Below are 18,094 nucleotides of genomic sequence, written 5' to 3'. Positions count from 1 at the left end.
CTGGGCATCCCCGGCTGCCCGTCCTAACATGACGCACCGTCAGATTCGGAGCTGTCCGGACAGGGCGTCCGGAGGGGGCGTCCGGAGGGGAGTGCCGTCCATGGACCCCAGCTTCACCGCCGAACAGGACGAGATCCGCCGCACCCTGCGGGAACTGCTCTGCAAGCGCTGCGGCCCCCACGAGCTGCGGGCCGCCCTCGACACCCCCGCCGGCCACGACCCCGCCCTGTGGACCGCGCTCGCCGACCAGCTCGGTCTGCCCGGCCTCGCCCTCCCGGAGGAGTACGGCGGCGTCGGCTGCCCGGTCACCGACCTCGCGCTCGCCTGCGAGGAGACCGGCCGCGCCCTCGCCCCCTCCCCGCTCCTCGCCACCTCCGTCCTCACCGCCCCGCTGATCCTCGCCCTCGGCGACGACGCCCAGCGGGCCGCCCTCCTTCCGCGTCTCGCCTCCGGCGACCTCACCGCCGCCCTCGCCGTCCCCGGCCCCGCCCTGGCCACCGCCCTCGGGCTGACCGGCGGCAACGACGGCGACTGGGCGGGCGGCGGACGCGCGGGCGGCGTCCAGGCCCGCCGGTCGGGCGGCGTCCAGGCCCGCGGGTCGGGCGGCGGGGGAGACGACGGTGAGCGGGACGGCGGTGGAGGCTGGCGGCTGTACGGGGAGGCGGCGCAGGTCCTCGACGGGCACAGCGCCGGTCTGCTGCTCGTCGCCGCCCGCACGGGCGGATACGTCCGCTCCCGCACCCTCCTCTTCCTCGTCCCGGGGGACGCCCCCGGTCTCGTCCGCACCCGGCAGACCGCGCTGGACGCGACCCGGCCGCAGGGGCGCGTGCAACTGCGCGACGTGGAAGCGGCGCTGCTGGGGGACGAGGACGGCGAGCAGGTGCCGCCGGCCCTCCTGCGGCTCGGCGACCATGCCGCCGCCGTCCTCGCCTGCGAGGCCGTCGGGGCGGCGGGCCGCGTGCTGGAGCGCACCGTCGAGTACGTCGGGCAGCGCGAGCAGTTCGGCCGGGCCGTCGGCTCCTTCCAGGCCGTCCAGCACCGCCTGGCCGACGTCCATGTGCAGGTCCAGGCCGCCCGCTCCGCCGCCTACTACGCCGCCTGGGCGACGCCCCGGGGCGAGCGGGTCGGCGGGCTCGCCCTCGCCCAGGCCCTCAAGGCCCAGCGCATCGCCGCCGCGGAGGCCGTCCAGCTGCACGGCGGCATCGGTTTCACCTGGGAGCACGACGCCCACCTGTACTTCAAGCGGGCCGCGGGCGACGACCTGCTCTTCGGGCCGGCGCACCGGCTGCGCGCCCGCGCCGCCGACGAGGCCCGCGTCTTCGGGCGGACGGAGGAGACGGCGTGATCGGCGTACGGCTCGTGCAGAAGATGTCCTCGGCCCCGGCGTTCGCCAAGGTCGCGCCGCATGTCATCCCCGCCCTGGACCGTGCCGTCCACCGGCTCACCCGGGGGAAGGTGCTGCTCAGCGCGCAGATGCTGCCCGGGGTCGTCCTCACCGCCACCGGCGCGCGCAGCGGGCGGCCCCGTCGGACGCCCCTCGCCTGCATGCCCGAGGAGGGCGGACGGAGCTGGCTGCTGGTCGGCTCCAACTTCGGCCGCCCCGGCCACCCCGCCTGGACCGCCAACCTCCTCGCCCACCCCGACGCCGAGATCAGCTTCAAGGGCGCCGACCTCCCCGTGACGGCCCGGCTGCTGACGGGGCGGGAGCGGGCGGCGGCCTGGCAGGCGGCGCTGGCGTTCTGGCCGCCGTACGCGACGTACCAGGCGCGGGTGGAACGCGAGATCCGCCTGTTCCGGATCACTCTCAGGGACGGCCCGGACGCTGTGTAGAGGACGCTCAGAAGGCGTGCTGGAGCAGCAGGAACGCCCCGATCCCCAGCATCGCCGCCCCCGAGGTGCGGGTGACCGCGCGGGCGGCGGCCGGGCGCGCGCCGAGCAGTGTGCGGGCCAGGACGCCCACCGTCAGGTAGACGGCGGCGCAGCACGCCATGTGCAGGATGCCGAGCGCGGCGGTCTGCGCCGGGACCGGCAGGGACGCGTCCCGGGTGACGAGGAACTGGGGCAGCACCGACAGGTAGAGCAGCAGGCCCTTGGGGTTCAGGCCGCTGATCGCCGCCCCGCGCAGGAAGACGCGCCGTCCGCCCTCGCTCGCGGGCGCTTCCCCCGCCTCCGGCACCGCGGGCCGGCGCAGCACGCTCCATCCCAGCCACACCAGGTACCCCGCGCCCGCGACCGTCAGCGCGGTGAGCAGCGCGGGCGAGCCGGCCACCAGCACCGCCAGACCCGCCGCGGCCAGGGCGGTGTGCAGGGCGTAGCCGCCGACCAGGCCGCCCACGGCGGCGGCGACCGAGCGGCCGCGCAGTCCGGCGGCGATCACGTACGCCCAGTCGGCGCCCGGCACGCACACCAGCAGCAGGTCGACGAGGAGGAAGGAGAGCAGGGTTCCCGAGTCCATGAAGGGGACATTAGTGTCGATACGGGCGAAGGTGTTCCCGGAGTTTTCCCAGAAAGCGCGTGCTTGAAGAAAGATCTGCGCCATGGACGACGTGGACCGGAAGATTCTTGCCGAGCTGCAGCAGGACGGGCGGCTGACCGTGACGGAGCTGGCCGCGCGGGTGCGGCTGAGCGTCTCGCCCTGCCACCGGCGGCTGCGGGAGCTGGAACGGTCGGGCGCGATCAGCCGGTACCGCGCTGTCGTGGATCCGGCCGCGGTGGGACTGAGCTTCGAGGCGCTGGTCTTCGTCTCGATGCGGCAGGAGGACCGGGACACCGTCGCCGAGTTCGAGCGGGCCGTCGGCGAGGTGGAGCACGTCCTGGACGCGCAGCGGCTGTTCGGCGAGCCGGACTATCTGCTCCGGGTGGCCACCGCCGATCTCGGGGCCTTCCAGAGGCTCTACGACGAGCGGCTGGCGACCCTGCCGGGGGTGCAGCGGCTGACGTCCACGCTCGTGATGAAGCACGTCGTGCAGGACCGCCCGTTGCCGGCCTGACCACGCGTCCACCCGCGCACAATCGCACATCCGCGCAGACGCACGTCACACACCCGATGAGGACCGCACAGGACCGAACATCCCCCTCACACGGCCGCAGGCGGTGGCCCACCCGGGGTGGACCACCGCCTGCGTGACAGGACTTGGGGCATCGATGCGGGAGTGCTACAAGGGCGCTACTTCGTGGGCTTCTTGCCGGTGATGCCCAGGTGCACCAACAGCGCCAGGTTCGGCTTGAGTTCGGCCTGCTTGACGCCCCAGGTCTGGAAACCCTTCTGGTGCGAGGCGACCGCCGCGAGCATCGCGACGATCGACCCCGCGATCGCGGCCGGGTTCACGTCCTTGTCGACCCGGCCCTTGGCCTGCAACTCGGCGACGGCGTCCGAAAGGGAGTTGTTCACCGAGTTGAGGATCTTCATACGGAGTTTGTAGAAGCGTTTGTCGCCTTCGGCCGCGCCGAGGTCGACGACGCGCAGGATCGCGTCGTTCCTCCGCCAGAACTCCAGGAAGCCGTCGACGAGTTCCTGGGCCGTCTGCCAGCCGGCCTTGCCGACCCAGGACCGCCCTTCGAGCAGCTCGGTCAACCCGGCTCCCTCGGCGGCCATTTGCTCGGCGATCTCGAGGACGGCGCCCTCGACGTCGGGGAAGTACTGGTAGAACGTCGCGGGCGAAGTGCCCGCCCTCCGGGCGACGTCGATGACCTTGACGTCCCGGTAGGGGGAGGAGCTGAGCATCTCGCTGAGGCAGTCGAGCAGCTTCTGCCGCGTCGCCTGCCCGCGCCGACCGGCCACGCGGCCGTCGACGGTACGCACTTGTCCTGTCATGCCGTCAGCTTACCGAGGGGTGATCGGAGCGCTATTCGGCCGACTGCAAATGGGGTGCGAGGGGGTGCGGAGGCGGGTGTGCCTGGTCTGCGGCCTGCGGACGGCGCGGTTAGTTTGGCAGCATGGCCGAAAACAGGGCATCGGTGTACGCGGCGGGCGTCACGGAGGGCGTCCCCTGCTGGGTGGACGCGCAGCTTCCCGACGTGGGCGCGGGCAAGCGGTTCTACGGCGAGCTCTTCGGGTGGGCGTTCCAGGAGCCCGGGACGGCGTACGGCGCCACCGTGTGGGCCCGGCTGGACGGCGAGCCCGTCGCCGGCCTCGCGCACAAGACGGACGGCCGTATGCCCACCGTGTGGACGGTGTACTTCGCGACGCCGGACGCCGGGGCCACCGTCCGCCGGGTGCAGGCGGCCGGCGGGCAGGTGATCATGGCGCCCTACCCGGTCGACGACCTGGGCCGGGCCGCCCTCGCCGCCGACCCGGAGGGCGCCGTCTTCGGCCTGTGGCAGCCCGGCGTCCACCGCGGGTTCGGCGTCCGGCACCGGCCCGGCGCGTTCGCCTGGGCGCAGCTGTACGCCCGGGACACCGAGACGGCCAACGCCTTCTACGGGCATCTCTTCCACGAGGCGTTGTTCGGGCCCGGCGCGGAACCCGACTTCGGGCGGGCGCCGGTGACCGACGTCTTCTCCGAGATGATGCCGCCGCACTTCCTCGTCCACTTCGGTGTGGAGGACTGCGAGGCGGCTCTCGGCACGGTGACCCGGCTCGGCGGCCGGGTGCAGGCGGGGCCGTTCACCGCGTCGTACGGAACGGTGGCCGTCGTCACCGACAATCAAGGGGCGTCGTTCGCGGTTCTGGAGCGCTGAGCTGTAGCTTTTGCCCGGGAATGGCGTTGGACACCCCGTTTGTCGCCGGGTTCGCAACCGGTGGCCGGGCCAGGAAGAATCGGGGTGCGTGCCGCCACGGCGGTGCGGTGGTGAGACGCTGCACGGGGCCGCGTACACAAATGGGCTGCACGGGGTCGCGTACACACACGGGTGGCGTGGCTCGCACGGGGAGGTGGCAGGCAAGTGGTGGATCAGCTGACGCAGCACGATCCGCGGCGGATCGGGCCGTTCGAGGTGCTGGGACGGCTGGGGGCCGGCGGCATGGGGCTGGTCTATCTCGCGCGGTCGGCCTCGGGCCGGCGCGTGGCGATCAAGACGGTCCGGACCGAGCTCGCCGAGGACCAGCTCTTCCGCGTGCGTTTCACCCGCGAGGTGGAGGCGGCGCGTGCGGTCTCCGGCTTCTACACGGCCGCCGTCGTCGACGCCGATCCCCGCGCGGCCGTGCCCTGGCTGGCCACCGCCTACGTGCCCGCGCCCTCCCTCGAGGAGATAGTGAACGAGTGCGGGCCGCTGCCGGCCCAGGCGGTGCGGTGGCTGGCGGCGGGCGTGGCCGAGGCGCTCCAGTCCATCCACGGCGCAGGGCTCGTCCACCGGGACCTGAAGCCGTCCAACGTCCTCGTCGTCGAGGACGGCCCCCGGGTGATCGACTTCGGTATCGCCTCCGGAGTGTCGAACACGCGTTTGACGATGACGAACGTGGCGGTCGGCACGCCCGCGTACATGTCCCCCGAGCAGGCGAAGGACTCGCGCAGCGTCACCGGCGCGAGCGATGTGTTCTCGCTCGGCTCCATGCTGGTCTTCGCGGCCACCGGTCACCCGCCGTTCCACGGCGCGAACCCCGTCGAGACGGTCTTCATGCTGCTGCGCGAGGAGCCCGACTTCGACGGGCTCCCGGACGAGCTGCGTCCGCTGATCGACTCCTGCATGCAGATGGACGCGACGGGCCGCCCCAACCCGGCCGACCTCCAGGCCCAGCTGGCCCCGCACCTCTTCGGCTCCGGCTCCGACGACAGCGGCACGGCGTCGGCGTGGCTGCCCGAGAAGGCGGTCGCCCTCATCGAGACACGGCGCGGCGGCCGCCCGGCGAAACCGGTGCCCAGCCCCGCCCGGCCGGCCCTGCCGCCCCCGCCGCCGCCCTCGCACGACCCGGTGGTCCTCTCCCGCCCCGCGACCGCCGCCCCCGGCACCGGCCCGGTCCGGCTGCCGGGCGCCGCCGTGCCGATCGGCCCCGGGCCGCGCGTCGCCGACGTCCGCGCCACCGCCGCCGTCAAGGCGCCCCTGCCCGAGCCCGGCCTGGTCGCCTCCTGGGCCCGGCCCCGCCCCGGCGTCAACGGCGCCGACCCGGCAGCCCTGCCGGCCGCCCCGCCCGCGCCCGCGGAGACCCCGGCCGGCTGGCGCCCCTGGCGTTTCCGCATGTCGAACGATGTGTGGGGCACCCCGTCCGTCGCCGGCGACCTCGTCTACGTCACCTCCTTCGAGGTGCACGCGCTGGACGTGGCGACCGGGCGACGGCGCTTCAAGACCCGGGACGTGGCCTGGTCGACGGCGGTCGCCGACGGCCGCGTCCACGCCTCCGACGGCCCCACCCTGTTCGCCCTCGACGCCCGTGAGGGCACCGACCTGTGGCGGCTGCCGACCGACGGCTGGGTGTACTGCCTCAAGGCCGAGCGGGGCACCGTCGTCACCGGCACCCGCGGCGGCGGCGTCCAGGCCTGGGAGGCCTCCACCGGCCAGAAGCTGTGGGAGGTGACCGGCTGCCAGACCGACTTCGAGTCCCCGGAGGCCGGCCCCGCCCTGCACGACGGCACCGTCTACATCTGGCAGGACGCCCGGCTGCGCGCCCTGGACGCCCGAACGGGCGACGAGCGCTGGTCGTACCCCATCGGCGACATGGCGTCCTGCGGCGGCGTCCCCGTCCGCGTCACGGCCGCCCCCGACGGCCATGTCTACCTCTCCGCCGGCACCCGCGTCCTCGCCGTCGACGTGGCGAGCGGGATGGTGCGCTGGCACTTCGAGGCCCCGGCGGTCTTCCTCTCCCCGCCCGCGTTCGTGCCCGGCCCGGCGGTGACCGGCGGCGGCGTGTACCTCGCCGACTACCTCGGCACGGTCTACGCCCTCGACGCCGCCGACGGCCGCGACCGCTGGCGCATCGCCACCGAGGCCCGCTCCTCCATCGACCCGGTGCTGGTCGCCGGCGGTCACGTCCACGTCGGCAGCGGCAAGGGCCTCTACACCCTCGACGCGGTCACGGGCACGCCCAAGTGGCGCTTCCAGGCGGGCGGCGACATCGTGGGCGCCCCCGCGGTCGCCGAGGGCCGCATCCACTTCGGCTCCACCGACCACCTCCTGTACACCCTCAAGGCCGACGACGGCCGCCTCCGCTGGAAACTCGCCACCGGCGGCGAGATCACCGGCTCCCCGGTCGTCCGCGACGGAGTCGTCTACGCCTGCAGCAAGGACCGCTGCGTCTACGCCCTGGACGCGGAGAAGGGCACGGGCACGTCGAGGACGACCTGACCGGGCCCGCTCACCGCACCCGGTACCCCCCGGCCCGGCGGTCCCTGAACAGGTCCGCCTGACGCTCCGGGGGCAGGTTGCCCAGGGTGACGAGGTGGGGGGCCTCGGCGAAGGCCGCGGCACGGGAAGGGGACCGGGTCGCCCAGAGGGCCCTCACCGTGCCCTGGACGGCGGTGGGCGGCAGGCCGGCGAGCGTGGCGGCGTGGGTCAGGGCCGTGGGCAACGCCTCGCCGGGTTCGGTGAGTTCGGAGACCAGGCCGATGTCGTGGGCGCGGCGCGCGGAGAGGCGTTCGGCGGCGCCCATGAGCGTCATCCGGGCGACCTCCCCGTAGGGCATCCGCTGCGCCATCAGCGCCGACTCGTAGGCGCTGACCATCCCGTACGTGGTGTGCGGGTCGAAGAAGACCGCGTCGGCGCCGGCGACGAGGAACTCGCACTCGCCCAGCAGGTAGAACGCGCCGCCGCAGGCCATGCCCTCCACCGCGCCGAGGACCGGCTTCCACAGGTCGTTCGCCTTCGGGCCGACGGTGAGGAGCGGATCGTCCTGCATGTACGGCGAGGTGGGCTGGGGCACGACGACGTCCCGGTCGATGCCGGTGCAGAACGCCCTCCGGCCCGCGCCGGTGAGGACGACCGCGCGCACCGAGTCGTCGAACCGCAGCTCCCGCCACACCTCCCGCAGCCGCTCGCACATGTCGAGGTCGATGGCGTTGAGCCGGTCCGGCCGGTCGAGGGTGACGACGGCGACGCCGGTGTCCTCGTCGCGGGACAGCAGCACGCTCACGGCCGCTCCAGGACCCACTGGGGCAGGCCGCCCTCGGGGAAGACGGCCCGCACCCGGGCGCCGATGCGCAGCCGGGCGGGGTCGAGCGAGTCCAGGGGCGCCCCGGGTTCGGTCACCAGGTTGCCGACCAGCCGGATTCTCGGCGCCTCGGCCAGCTCCACCACGACGACGTTGTACGGGGCGTGGGCGGCGTAGTCGGGCAGCAGCGGCGGGTGCGGGACGACGAACGACCACAGGCGCCCGCGCCCGTCGGTGCGCCGCCACCGGCTCGCGAAGGACTGGCAGTGCGGGCAGCAGGGGCGGGGCGGGAAACGGGGCTCGCCGCAGTCGGCGCAGGCCTGGACGCGGAGTTCGCCCCGGGCGGCGTGAGCCCAGAAGGGGGCGCCGTCGGCGTCGACGACCGGTTCGAGCATCTCGGACTCCTCAGTTCCTGAGCAGCAGCGCGGAGGTCGGGACTCCCTCGCCCGCGGTGACGAGGCAGGTGGATGCGCCGGGGACCTGGGCGGTGCTGGTCCCGCGGAGCTGCTTGACGCCCTCGTTGATGAGGTTGAAGCCGTGGACGTACGCCTCCGACAGCCCACCCCCGCCGGTGTTGACGGGCAGCCGCCCGCCCGTCTCCAGCGCGCCGCCCTCGGTGAACGCGCCGCCCTCGCCCCGCCCGCAGAAGCCGTACCCCTCCAGGGACAGCGGCACGAGCGGGGTGAACGCGTCGTAGATCTGGGCGACATCGACGTCCTGCGGGGTGAAGTCGGCGTGTTTCCACAGGTGCCGGGCGGCGGCCCAGGCGGGGCCGGTGAGCGGGTCGTCGTTCCAGTAGTTGACCATGCCGTGGTGCTGGGCGGGCAGACCCTGGGCGGCGGAGTGCACGTACACGGGTCGCTGCCGGCAGTCCAGGGCGCGCTCACGGCTCACCACCACGCACGCCAACGCCCCGTCCGTCTCCAGGCAGTTGTCGTAGAGGCACAGGGGTTCGCTGATCCAGCGGGCGGTCATGTACGACTCCCGGGTGAGGGGCCGCTCGTACATGATCGCGGCGGGGTTCTGGTTGGCGCGGTTGCGGCAGGCGAGGGCGACGTTGAAGAGGTGGTCGCGGGTCGCGCCGTACTCGTGCATGTAACGGCGGGCGAGCATGGCGATCTCGTCGACGGGCCGCAGCAGACCGTAGGGCCGCGTCCATTGGGCGGGCGTGGGGAGCTGCACGGCGGTGTTGGTCCACGGCCGGGGCCCGCTGCCCCTCTTCCGCGAGCGCCACGCGACCCCGACCGACGCCTGTCCGGAGGCGATCGCGGCGGCGAGGTGGGCGACGGTCGCGCAGGAGCCGCCGCCGCCGTAGGGGACGCGGGAGAAGTAGGTGAGGTCCCCGAAGCCGACGGCCTTCGCGAGCTCGACCTCGTCGGTCTCCTCCATGGTGTAGGAGGCGAGCGCGTCCACCTCGCCGGGGGCGATCCCGGCGTCGTCGAGCGCGGTGAGGACGGCGCGGCAGGCGAGCGTCTTCTCGTCCTCGGGCAGGCGCTTGGCGAAGGGCGTCTGGCCGATGCCGACGACGGCGGTGGCGTCCTTGAGTCCTGGTGCTCCGGGCATGCGCGCACACCTCCGCGGAGGACGGATCGAGCTGACAGACCGTCAGGTTACAGCTAATCTGACGGTCAGTCAGCTACTGTGCCGGGGAGGCGTCATGGGCCGTGACGTGGAGTGGGAGACGATCCCGGAGCTGGTCCGGTGGGCTGCCGGGCGGTACGCGGACGCCGAGGCGGTGGTGGAGGGCCGTACGCGCGTCTCCTACGCCGAGTTGGGCGCCCGCGTGGAGCGTTCGGCTGCGGCCTGCCTCGCGACGGGGGTGGAGCCCGGCGACCGGGTGGCGATCTGGGCGCCCAACTCCCTCGACTGGATGGTCGCGGCGCTCGGAGCGGTGTCGGCGGGCGCGGTCCTCGTCCCGCTGAACACACGCTTCAAGGGCGGCGAGGCGGCCGATGTGCTCAGGCGCAGCGGCGCGCGGCTGCTGTTCGTGACCGGCACGTTCCTCGGGACCTCGTACGTGGCGTCGCTGCGGCGGGCGGCCGGTGAGGGGCCGGGGGAGGGGCCGCTGCCCGGGCTGCCCGCGCTGCGCGAGGTGGTGGTGCTGTCCCAGGACGCGCCCGTCGGCTTCCGCACCTGGAAGGACTTCCTCGCGGGCGGGGAGGGGGTGGGTGCGGCCGAGGTCCGGTCGAGGGCGGAGGCGGTGGCCGGTCACTGGCCCTCGGACATCGTCTTCACCTCCGGCACGACCGGCCGCCCCAAGGGTGCGGTGATCACCCACGCGCAGACGCTGCGGGCGTACGACATCTGGTCCGAGCTGGCCGGACTGCGCCGGGGCGACCGCTACCTCGTCGTGAACCCCTTCTTCCACACCTTCGGCTACAAGGCGGGCGTCATCGCCTGTCTGACGCGGGGCGCGACGATGATCCCGCAGCCGGTGTTCAACGTGGAGACGGTGCTGGCGAACGTCGCGTCGGAGCGGGTGTCGGTGCTGCCGGGCCCGCCGACCCTCCACCAGTCCCTCCTGGACCACCCGTCCCGGGACGCCTACGACCTCTCCGCGCTGCGGCTGGTGGTGACCGGTGCGGCGGTGGTGCCGCTGCGGCTGGTGGAACGGCTGCGGGGCGAGCTGGGCGTGGCCACCGTGCTCACGGCGTACGGCCTGTCCGAGGCGAGCGGCATCGTCACGATGTGCCGCCGGGGCGACGAGCCGGCGGTGATCGCCTCGACGTCCGGCCGGGCGATCCCCGGCGCGGAGGTGCGGGTGGTTTCCGCCGGGGGCGCGGTGCTCGGCCCCGGGGTCCCCGGGGAGGTCCTGGTCCGGGGCTTCAACGTCATGCGCGGCTACTACGAGGACGAGGCGGCCACGGCGGAGGTGCTGGACGAGGACGGCTGGCTGCGCACCGGCGACGTGGGCGTCCTGGACGCCGAGGGCAACCTCCGCATCACCGACCGCATCAAGGACATGTTCATCGTCGGCGGTTTCAACGCCTATCCGGCGGAGATCGAGCAACTCCTCGGCCTGCACCCCGATGTGGCCGACGTCGCGGTGATCGGCGTCCCGGACGCCCGCCTCGGCGAGGTGGGCAAGGCCTACGTGGTCCGCCGTCCCGGCGCACCGCTGACCGCCGACGACCTGATCGCCTGGTCCCGCAGGGAGATGGCGAACTACAAGGTGCCCCGAGCGGTCGAGTTCGTACGGGAACTGCCACGCAACGCGAGCGGGAAGGTGGTCAAGGGTGAGCTGCGGGAGGGCGCTCGGACCCCCGTCCGCATCGAGTGACCGAGCGGTACTTCACCGCTCGCAGGGCGTCCGAGTGGTCGCGCTCTGACGGGCACACGTCGGCCGCGGTGGCGCCCCCTCCTCGCCACCGCGGCCGAACTCCCCCGTCGAGGTGCCTACTCGGCGCGCTCAGTGGTGGCGTGGTTCTCCATCGTGCGGACGTCGGCGACACCACCGGTGGCGTGGTTCTCCATCGTGCGGACGTCGGCGACGCCGCCGGTCGCGTGGTTCTCCATCGTGCGGACGTCGGCGACGCCGCCCGTGGCGTGGTTCTCCAGCGTCGTGACGGCCGGCTTCTCGCCCGTGGCGTGGTTCTCCGCCGGCGTGGCGACGGGCTGCGCCGCGCTCTTCTGCTGCTCACTCATGATGTGACTCCTCAGGGACGGGACCGGGTCCGTGACGCCCGTCCAGCGACTCCCCCGCGGGTCGCTGGACGGGCGTTCGGGGCGCCCACCCTAGTGGTGGGGACCGACATCGACCCGCCTGCCCCCCGACGCGCCGGATCGACGTGCGACGAGCCTGCCGGACGGCGATAAACGAACGATGAATGCGCCGGACCAGGACCTTTTCAGGCCGCCGCGGCGGGGGTCAGCAGCGCCCTGACCCCGTCGGTCTCCGGCGAGCCCAGTTGCTCGAAGACGGCGAGCGCCTCCTGCCAGCAGGCCCGCGCCCGGTCCGACTGCCCGAGACCCCGCAGGCTGCGCCCGAGCACCGTCAGCACGTTGGCGCGCCGCCACTCGCCCCCGATGCCCCGCAGCACGGAGAGGGAGTGCTCGGCCATGGCCGCCGCCTGCGCGGACCGGTGCGCGGCGAGATGGACCTCGGCCATGCGGAAGATGGTCATGCCCTCCCAGAGCCGCTGGCGGCACTCCCGGAAGACGTCCAGCGCGTCGTCGAGACAGCTGACGGCCTCCTCCAGCTGAGCGGCCTGCGTCAAGGCGAGGCCCAGCGCGTAGCGGGCGTTCGCGCCCCGCAGGGAGTGCCCCAGCCTGTCGTAGATGGCGACGCCCTCCCGGGCCAGCGCCACGGCGCCCGAGGTGCGGCCGGTGGCCAGCAGGATTCTCGACATGTTGCACAGCGCGCTGGCCTCGCCCGGCCGGTTGCCGTCGGCCCGGTAGTTGGCGATGGCCTCGTTCAGATGGGCCTCGCCGTCACCGTGGCGGCCCTGGTAGAGGGCGATGATCCCGCGGTCGTTCGGGGTGCAGCCGCTCGGCAGCGGATCCTGGGTGACGCGCGTCAACTCCATGACCTGGGCGGCCTCTTCGTCGGCCTGCGTGAAACGGCCGGCGACGATGTGCACGTTGGTGATGGCCATCCGGGCCCGGCCTTCCGTGCGCGGATCGCCCACGGCCCGCGCGGCCTCGCGTGCGGCGGCCGCCGACACCTCGTAGTCACGGGCGTTGGCCCCCGACTCCGCGAGGTCCTTGGCGGCCCACAGCAGGTCCGTGGCCCGCCGCAGCCGTTCGTCGCCGAGCGACTGGCGCACGCAGGCGAGCAGGCAGTCCGCTTCCGTGTACAGCCAGTCCAGCGCGGCGGCGGCCTCGGCGAAGTGCAGCCCCGGGTACTCCGTCCCCGCCAGATGGTCCACCAGCCGGTCGCCGGGCCGCTCGATGGCGTAGACCCCCGCCGCCGTCGCCAGGTAGAAGTCCAGCAGACGCGACATCGCCGCCTTCCGCTCGCCGGGCGGCTGTTCGTCCCGCTCCGCGCACGCACGCGCGTAGAGGCGGACCAGATCGTGGAAGCGGTAGCGTCCCGGAGCCGCCGACTCCAGCAGGGAGGTGTCGACGAGGGACTCGAGCAGGTCCTCCGTGTCCTCCGGCGTCAGGTCGAGGACGGCCGCCGCAGCCGTCAGGGAGATGTCGGGGCCGTCCGCCAGACCGAGGAGGCGGAAGGCGCGGGCCTGGGCCGGCTCCAGCTGACCGTAGCCGAGTTCGAAGGTCGCCTTGACCGCGAGGTCGCCGGCCTGGAGCTCGTCCAGACGCCGCCGCTCGTCGGCGAGCTTCACCGCGAGGACGGACACCGTCCACGTGCGGCGGGCGGCCAGCCGCGACGCGGCGATACGGATCGCCAACGGCAGGAAACCGCACGCCGCGACGACGTCCAGCGCGGCCTCCCGCTCCGCCGTCACCCGCTCCTCGCCCACGATCTTCGTGAACAGCGACAGCGCCTCGTCGGGCGACATCACGTCCAGGTCGACCAGATGAGCGCCCGCGAGTCCCACCATCCGCACCCGGGAGGTCACCAGGGCCGCGCACCCCTCGGTGCCCGGCAGCAGCGGACGCACCTGCGCCGCGTCCTTGGCGTTGTCCAGCAGGACCAGCACCCGTCGCCCGTCCAGCGCCGACCGGTACAACGCCGCCCGCTCCTCCAGGGAGTCGGGCACCGCCGAGTCCGCCGTGCCGAGGGCACGCAGGAAGGCGCCGAGGACCGTCACCGGCTCGGCCGCCCGCGCGCCGGCGCCCTGGAGATCGACGTACAACTGGCCGTCGGGGAAGGCGGACCGCGCCTGGTGGGCGACGTGCACGGCCAGCGTCGTCTTGCCGACGCCGCCGATGCCCGCCAGCGCCGACACGGCCATCACCCGGCCCTCACCGCCGCCCTGCGGCCCCGACGCCCCCGCCAGCGCCTCGCTCAGCTCCGTCACGAAGGCCGCCCGGCCCGTGAAGTCCGGGACATTCGCAGGGAGTTGCGCGGGCCGCACCCGCACCACCGCCGCCTCCGTGACGGCCGCCGGCTCCGCCAGCTCCGGATCGGCCTGGAGGATACGGCGCTGCAGCTCACGCAGGCCGGGGCGCGGATCCACACCCAGCTCCTCGGCGAGCAGCCGCCGCGTGTCCGCGTACACCGCGAGCGCCTCCGCCTGCCGGCCGCTGCGGTACAGCGCCAGCATCAGCAGCTCACGGAAGCGCTCGCGCAGCGGATGCGCCGCTGTCAGCGCGGTCAGCTCCGAGACCGCCTCGGCGTGGCAACCCTGCTCCAGGTCCATGTCCAGCCGGGTTTCGAGGAGTTGGAGCCGCCACTCCTCCAGGCGGACGCGCTGCGCCTCCGCATACGGGCCCGGCACCCCGGCCAGCGCCTCGCCGTCCCACAGCGCCAGCGCCCGGTTCAGCGTCTCCCGCGCCTGCCGGAGATCCCCGGCCCCGCGCGCCTTCTCGGCCTCGGCGGACAGCTCCTGAGCTGCCGTCAGATCCAGCGAACCGTCGGCCGGGGTGCGCACCGCGTACCCGCCCGACTCGCTCACCAGAACACCGGGGTCCAGCGCCTTGCGCAGCCGGGAGGCGTACGTCCGCACCGCCGCCAGCGCCTGCGACGGCGGTTCCTCGCCCCATAGCGCGTCGATCAGCTCGGCGGCCGTCGCCGTACGTCCCTCGCGCAGCAACAGGGCGGCGAGAAGCGCGCGTTGCTGAGGAGATCCGGTCGCCAGCGACTGATCGCCGCGCCAGGCCCGCACCGGACCCAGCACGTCGAAGCGCAACGCCGCGGGCTCCTCGGAGGAGCCGGGGCGTCTTGGCTCCGGTGCGCGCGGTACACCCTCGTTCATCGGGGTCCCCCTAGGCATCATGACCGACCAGGTCAGTTTGCCCTGTCCGTGCCGGAACCGTCAGCCGGGGGCGACGCCGATCACGGACCGGCACACGGAAGCGACACACCCGTGACACATCCTCCGCACGTGAACGCCCGCGAACCGGCTCCGCCCCCGCGCGGCCATCGCCCGCGATCGTGTGCGAAACCGTGCCGCACACCATTGCTGACGGGCCGTCAGATCGGCGCTACCGTGCCCCCATGGAGACATTGGAGACCTTGGAGACCGGCGAGAGCTTCCCGCGGATCATCTCCGTCGACGACCACACCGTCGAACCCCCCACCGTCTGGCAGGACCGCCTCCCCAAGAGGTACCTGGACACCGGACCCCGCGTCGTCCGCGCCCCGCTGAAGGAGATGACCTTCCTCGGCGGCCGCTTCAAGCCCGTCATGGGCGCGCCCGGCGACGAGGGCCCCGTCGGCGACTGGTGGGTCTACGAGGACCTGCACCGCCCCCTCACCCGCCTCGACACCGCCGTCGGCTTCAGCCGGGACGAGATCAAGCTGGAGGTCATCACCTACGAGCAGATGCGCCCCGGCTCCTACGACGTCCCCTCCCGTCTCGCCGACATGGACGTCAACCACGTCCAGTCCGCCGTCTGCTTCCCCACCTTCCCCCGCTTCTGCGGCCAGACCTTCACCGAGGCCGCCGACCGCGAGCTCGGCCTGCTGTGCGTGCGCGCCTACAACGACTGGATGGTGGAGGAGTGGTGCGGCCCGCAGGCGCGCGGCCGGCTGATCCCGCTCACCCTCATCCCCCTGTGGGACGCCGAGCTGGCCGCCGCCGAGGTCCGCCGCAACGCCGCGCGCGGGGTCCGCGCGGTCGCCTTCTCCGAGATACCCCCGCACCTCGGCCTGCCCTCCGTCCACACCGACGACTGGGACCCCTTCCTCGCCGCCTGCGACGAGACCGGCGCCGTCGTCGCCATGCACATCGGCTCCTCCAGTCGTATGCCCTCCACCTCCGCCGACGCCCCGCCCGCCGTCGGCTCCACCATCACCTTCGCCAATTGCTGCTTCTCGATGGTCGACTGGCTGATGAGCGGCAAGTTCGAACGCTTCCCCGGCCTGAAGGTGATGTACGCGGAGGGGCAGATCGGCTGGATCCCCTACATCCTGGAGCGCGCCGACGTCGTCTGGGAGGAGAACCGCGGCTGGGGAGGCGTGGCCGACAAGGTCCACCGCCCGCCGTCGGAGCTGTTCGCCGAGCACGTGTACGGCTGCTTCTTCGACGACGCGTTCGGCCTGCGGAACCTGGACGCGATCGGCGTCCGGAACGTGCTGTACGAGACCGACTACCCGCACTCCGACTCCACCTGGCCGAAGTCGCGCGAGGTCGGCGAGGCGCAGATGGGCCACCTGGACCCCCACGTCGTCGAACGGATCGTCCGGGGCAACGCGATCGACCTGCTGGGGCTGACGCGGGACGGTCTGTGGCCGGGCGGCGCCCGGTGAGCCTCGCCTACGGCATCCAGCTCCCCGTCCAGTCCCAGTCCGCCCTGTACGCCGAGCGCTGGGAGGCCGACGCCGGCCCCGCCGACCTGGTCGCCGTCGCCCGCGCCGCGGACCGCGCCGGCTTCTCCTACGTCGCCTGCTGCGACCATGTCGCCGTCCCGCGCCGGCTCGCGTCCGCGATGGGCACGATCTGGTACGACCCCGTGGCCACCCTCGCCCACCTCGCCGCCGTCACCGAACGGGTCCGCCTGCTCAGCCATGTCGCGATCGTCGGCCTGCGGCACCCGCTGGTCATCGCCAAGCAGTACGCCACCCTCGATCACCTCAGCGGCGGTCGGCTGATCCTCGGTGTCGGCGCGGGGCACGTACCGGAGGAGTTCGAGGCGCTCGGCGTCGACTTCACGAGCCGGGGAGCCGTCCTCGACGAGTGCGTCGACGCGCTCAGGGCGGCGCTCGGCCCCGAGGAGTACCCCGTACACCACGGAAAGGCGTACGACTTCGAAGGGCTCGGCCAGCGTCCCCGGCCCGCCCAGCCGCGCGTGCCCCTCTGGGTCGGCGGCTCCTCCCCGGCCGCCGTACGCCGCGCCGCCCTCAGGGGCGACGGCTGGCTGCCGCAGGGGGACCCGCGCGACCGGCTGATCGCGCAGATCGAGCGCATCCGGGGCCTGCGGGCGAGCGCGGGCCTCGACGCCCCGTTCACCGTGGGGGCCATCACCGAGCCCCTCTACGTCGGCACGCCCGCCTGGGACGTGGGCCGCCGCACCCTCACCGGCCCGCCGCAGGCGCTCGCCGCCTCCCTGCGGGAGTACCGCGCCATGGGCGTGGACCAGATCCAGGTCCGCTTCCGCTGCCGTTCCCGCACCGAACTCACCGACCAGATCGAGGCGTTCGGAGCCGACGTGGCCCCGCACCTCGACGCCGGCCCCCGACCCGGCATCGCCGCACACCCCTGAGGAGACACCATGGGCAAGCTGGACGGACGTGTCGTGCTCGTCACCGGCGGCGCGCGCGGGCAGGGGGAGCAGGAGGCGCGGTTGTTCGCGGCGGAGGGCGCGCGGGTCGTCGTCGCCGACGTCCTCGACGAGCAGGGGCAGGCGCTGGCCGACGAGATCGGGGCACTGTACGCCCACCTCGACGTCCGCGAGGAGGACAGCTGGCGGCACACGCTCGACACCGCGCAGCGGGCGTACGGCCGGGTCGACGGCCTCGTCAACAACGCCGGCATCCTGCGGTTCAACGCCCTCACCGACACGCCCCTCGACGAGTTCATGGAGGTGGTCCGGGTCAACCAGGCCGGCTGCTTCCTGGGCGTGCGGACGGTGGCCCCGGCCATGGCCGACGGCGGCACCATCGTGAACACGGCCTCCTACGCCGGGCTGACCGGGATGGCGGCCGTGGGCGCGTACGCGGCGACCAAGCACGCGATCGTCGGGCTCACCCGGGTCGCCGCCCTGGAACTGGCACCGCGCGGCATCCGCGTCAACGCGATGTGCCCCGGGGCCATCGACACGCCGATGTCGAACCCGGCCGCCCTGGACCCGGCCGCGGACGCCGAGGAGACCGCCAAGGCGCTCGACGGGCTGTACCGCAAGCTCGTGCCGCTGGGCCGGATCGGCCGCCCGGAGGAGGTGGCCCGGCTGGCGCTGTTCCTCACCTCGGACGACTCCTCCTACATCACCGGGCAGCCCTTCGTGATCGACGGGGGATGGCTGGCCGGAGTCAGCATTATCTGACGATCAGTCAGGTCATGAGGGTGC

At 73.6% G+C, this 18,094-nt stretch carries 16 protein-coding genes; 9 read left to right on the top strand and 7 right to left on the bottom strand.

All coding sequences use genetic code 11. The features are described from left to right. Positions 1–100: 100 nt before the first annotated feature. Positions 101–1,345 carry an acyl-CoA dehydrogenase family protein gene (locus ACIRS4_RS21055; RefSeq protein ID WP_404197962.1) on the top strand — a complete coding sequence of 415 codons (1,245 nt, stop codon included), beginning with the start codon at positions 101–103 and terminating at the stop codon, positions 1,343–1,345. Next, positions 1,342–1,830 carry a nitroreductase/quinone reductase family protein gene (locus ACIRS4_RS21050; protein ID WP_404197959.1) on the top strand — a complete coding sequence of 163 codons (489 nt, stop codon included), beginning with the start codon at positions 1,342–1,344 and terminating at the stop codon, positions 1,828–1,830. The genes ACIRS4_RS21055 and ACIRS4_RS21050 overlap by 4 nt, the downstream gene beginning before the upstream one ends. Before the next feature lie 7 nt (positions 1,831–1,837). On the opposite strand, the gene ACIRS4_RS21045 is transcribed toward ACIRS4_RS21050, so the two are convergent. Next, a complete protein-coding gene (locus ACIRS4_RS21045; RefSeq protein WP_404197957.1) occupies positions 1,838–2,455 on the bottom strand; it encodes a LysE family translocator in 618 nt (205 codons plus the stop codon). An 82-nt stretch (positions 2,456–2,537) separates the two neighbouring features. On the opposite strand from ACIRS4_RS21045, the gene ACIRS4_RS21040 reads away from it, so the two are divergent. Next, positions 2,538–2,990 (top strand): Lrp/AsnC family transcriptional regulator, encoded by a 453-nt coding sequence (locus ACIRS4_RS21040; protein WP_404197955.1) that lies wholly within the window; start codon positions 2,538–2,540, stop codon positions 2,988–2,990. 176 nt (positions 2,991–3,166) lie between these two features. On the opposite strand, the gene ACIRS4_RS21035 is transcribed toward ACIRS4_RS21040, so the two are convergent. Continuing rightward, positions 3,167–3,802, bottom strand: a complete 636-nt coding sequence (locus ACIRS4_RS21035) for a TetR family transcriptional regulator (protein WP_404198141.1) — start codon at positions 3,800–3,802, stop codon at positions 3,167–3,169. Between the two features lie 134 nt (positions 3,803–3,936). On the opposite strand from ACIRS4_RS21035, the gene ACIRS4_RS21030 reads away from it, so the two are divergent. Both ACIRS4_RS21030 and ACIRS4_RS21025 read left to right on the top strand, forming a co-directional pair. Next, a complete protein-coding gene (locus ACIRS4_RS21030) occupies positions 3,937–4,680 on the top strand; it encodes a VOC family protein (protein ID WP_404197953.1) in 744 nt (247 codons plus the stop codon). 204 nt (positions 4,681–4,884) lie between these two features. After that, positions 4,885–7,218 (top strand): PQQ-binding-like beta-propeller repeat protein, encoded by a 2,334-nt coding sequence (locus ACIRS4_RS21025; RefSeq protein ID WP_404197950.1) that lies wholly within the window; start codon positions 4,885–4,887, stop codon positions 7,216–7,218. A 10-nt stretch (positions 7,219–7,228) separates the two neighbouring features. On the opposite strand, the gene ACIRS4_RS21020 is transcribed toward ACIRS4_RS21025, so the two are convergent. The 3 genes from ACIRS4_RS21020 to ACIRS4_RS21010 are packed head-to-tail and all read right to left on the bottom strand — an operon-like array spanning position 7,229 to position 9,583. Beyond that, positions 7,229–8,002 carry an enoyl-CoA hydratase/isomerase family protein gene (locus tag ACIRS4_RS21020; RefSeq protein WP_404197948.1) on the bottom strand — a complete coding sequence of 258 codons (774 nt, stop codon included), beginning with the start codon at positions 8,000–8,002 and terminating at the stop codon, positions 7,229–7,231. Then, positions 7,999–8,415, bottom strand: coding sequence for a Zn-ribbon domain-containing OB-fold protein (locus ACIRS4_RS21015; protein WP_404197946.1), 417 nt, complete (start codon positions 8,413–8,415; stop codon positions 7,999–8,001). Before ACIRS4_RS21015 ends, ACIRS4_RS21020 begins: the two co-directional genes overlap by 4 nt. Before the next feature lie 10 nt (positions 8,416–8,425). After that, positions 8,426–9,583, bottom strand: coding sequence for a lipid-transfer protein (locus ACIRS4_RS21010; RefSeq protein ID WP_404197943.1), 1,158 nt, complete (start codon positions 9,581–9,583; stop codon positions 8,426–8,428). Between the two features lie 94 nt (positions 9,584–9,677). On the opposite strand from ACIRS4_RS21010, the gene ACIRS4_RS21005 reads away from it, so the two are divergent. Beyond that, on the top strand, positions 9,678–11,300 hold the full coding sequence (locus tag ACIRS4_RS21005) for a FadD3 family acyl-CoA ligase (protein WP_404197940.1): 1,623 nt from the start codon (positions 9,678–9,680) through the stop codon (positions 11,298–11,300). A gap of 116 nt (positions 11,301–11,416) precedes the next feature. Here ACIRS4_RS21005 and ACIRS4_RS21000 read toward each other — a convergent pair whose 3' ends face one another. Further along, entirely contained in the window at positions 11,417–11,665 is a 249-nt protein-coding gene (locus ACIRS4_RS21000; RefSeq protein WP_404197937.1) for a hypothetical protein, read from the bottom strand. A gap of 203 nt (positions 11,666–11,868) precedes the next feature. After that, a complete protein-coding gene (locus tag ACIRS4_RS20995) occupies positions 11,869–14,841 on the bottom strand; it encodes a BTAD domain-containing putative transcriptional regulator (RefSeq protein WP_404197934.1) in 2,973 nt (990 codons plus the stop codon). A 242-nt stretch (positions 14,842–15,083) separates the two neighbouring features. Between ACIRS4_RS20995 and ACIRS4_RS20990 the strand changes: the two genes are divergently transcribed. From ACIRS4_RS20990 to ACIRS4_RS20980, 3 genes are read left to right on the top strand one after another with little or no spacing between them, the layout of a single operon-like run. Next, complete coding sequence (locus tag ACIRS4_RS20990; protein ID WP_404197931.1) at positions 15,084–16,337, top strand: amidohydrolase family protein; 1,254 nt, start codon at positions 15,084–15,086, stop codon at positions 16,335–16,337. Beyond that, on the top strand, positions 16,334–17,290 hold the full coding sequence (locus ACIRS4_RS20985; RefSeq protein ID WP_404197929.1) for a TIGR03619 family F420-dependent LLM class oxidoreductase: 957 nt from the start codon (positions 16,334–16,336) through the stop codon (positions 17,288–17,290). Before ACIRS4_RS20990 ends, ACIRS4_RS20985 begins: the two co-directional genes overlap by 4 nt. Positions 17,291–17,299: 9 nt before the next feature. Beyond that, the gene (locus ACIRS4_RS20980; RefSeq protein ID WP_404197927.1) at positions 17,300–18,070 is read left to right on the top strand and encodes an SDR family NAD(P)-dependent oxidoreductase; all 771 of its coding nucleotides are present in this window, start codon (positions 17,300–17,302) and stop codon (positions 18,068–18,070) included. Positions 18,071–18,094: the final 24 nt, after the last annotated feature.

Origin of the sequence: Streptomyces sp. NPDC101166, assembly GCF_044768125.1 — a bacterium.
GTDB lineage: Bacteria > Actinomycetota > Actinomycetes > Streptomycetales > Streptomycetaceae > Streptomyces.
Note: the sequence above shows the minus strand (reverse complement) of the source record. Positions and strands in the feature narration are given on the sequence as shown.

Coding starts and splice junctions, on each gene's coding strand:
- ACIRS4_RS21055 (WP_404197962.1), top strand. CDS start 101: ATGGACCCCAGCTTCACCGCCGAACAGGACGAGATCCGCCGCACCCTG.
- ACIRS4_RS21045 (WP_404197957.1), bottom strand. CDS start 2,455: ATGGACTCGGGAACCCTGCTCTCCTTCCTCCTCGTCGACCTGCTGCTG.
- ACIRS4_RS21040 (WP_404197955.1), top strand. CDS start 2,538: ATGGACGACGTGGACCGGAAGATTCTTGCCGAGCTGCAGCAGGACGGG.
- ACIRS4_RS21030 (WP_404197953.1), top strand. CDS start 3,937: ATGGCCGAAAACAGGGCATCGGTGTACGCGGCGGGCGTCACGGAGGGC.
- ACIRS4_RS21015 (WP_404197946.1), bottom strand. CDS start 8,415: ATGCTCGAACCGGTCGTCGACGCCGACGGCGCCCCCTTCTGGGCTCAC.
- ACIRS4_RS21010 (WP_404197943.1), bottom strand. CDS start 9,583: ATGCCCGGAGCACCAGGACTCAAGGACGCCACCGCCGTCGTCGGCATC.
- ACIRS4_RS21005 (WP_404197940.1), top strand. CDS start 9,678: ATGGGCCGTGACGTGGAGTGGGAGACGATCCCGGAGCTGGTCCGGTGG.
- ACIRS4_RS21000 (WP_404197937.1), bottom strand. CDS start 11,665: ATGAGTGAGCAGCAGAAGAGCGCGGCGCAGCCCGTCGCCACGCCGGCG.
- ACIRS4_RS20995 (WP_404197934.1), bottom strand. CDS start 14,841: ATGAACGAGGGTGTACCGCGCGCACCGGAGCCAAGACGCCCCGGCTCC.
- ACIRS4_RS20990 (WP_404197931.1), top strand. CDS start 15,084: ATGGAGACATTGGAGACCTTGGAGACCGGCGAGAGCTTCCCGCGGATC.
- ACIRS4_RS20980 (WP_404197927.1), top strand. CDS start 17,300: ATGGGCAAGCTGGACGGACGTGTCGTGCTCGTCACCGGCGGCGCGCGC.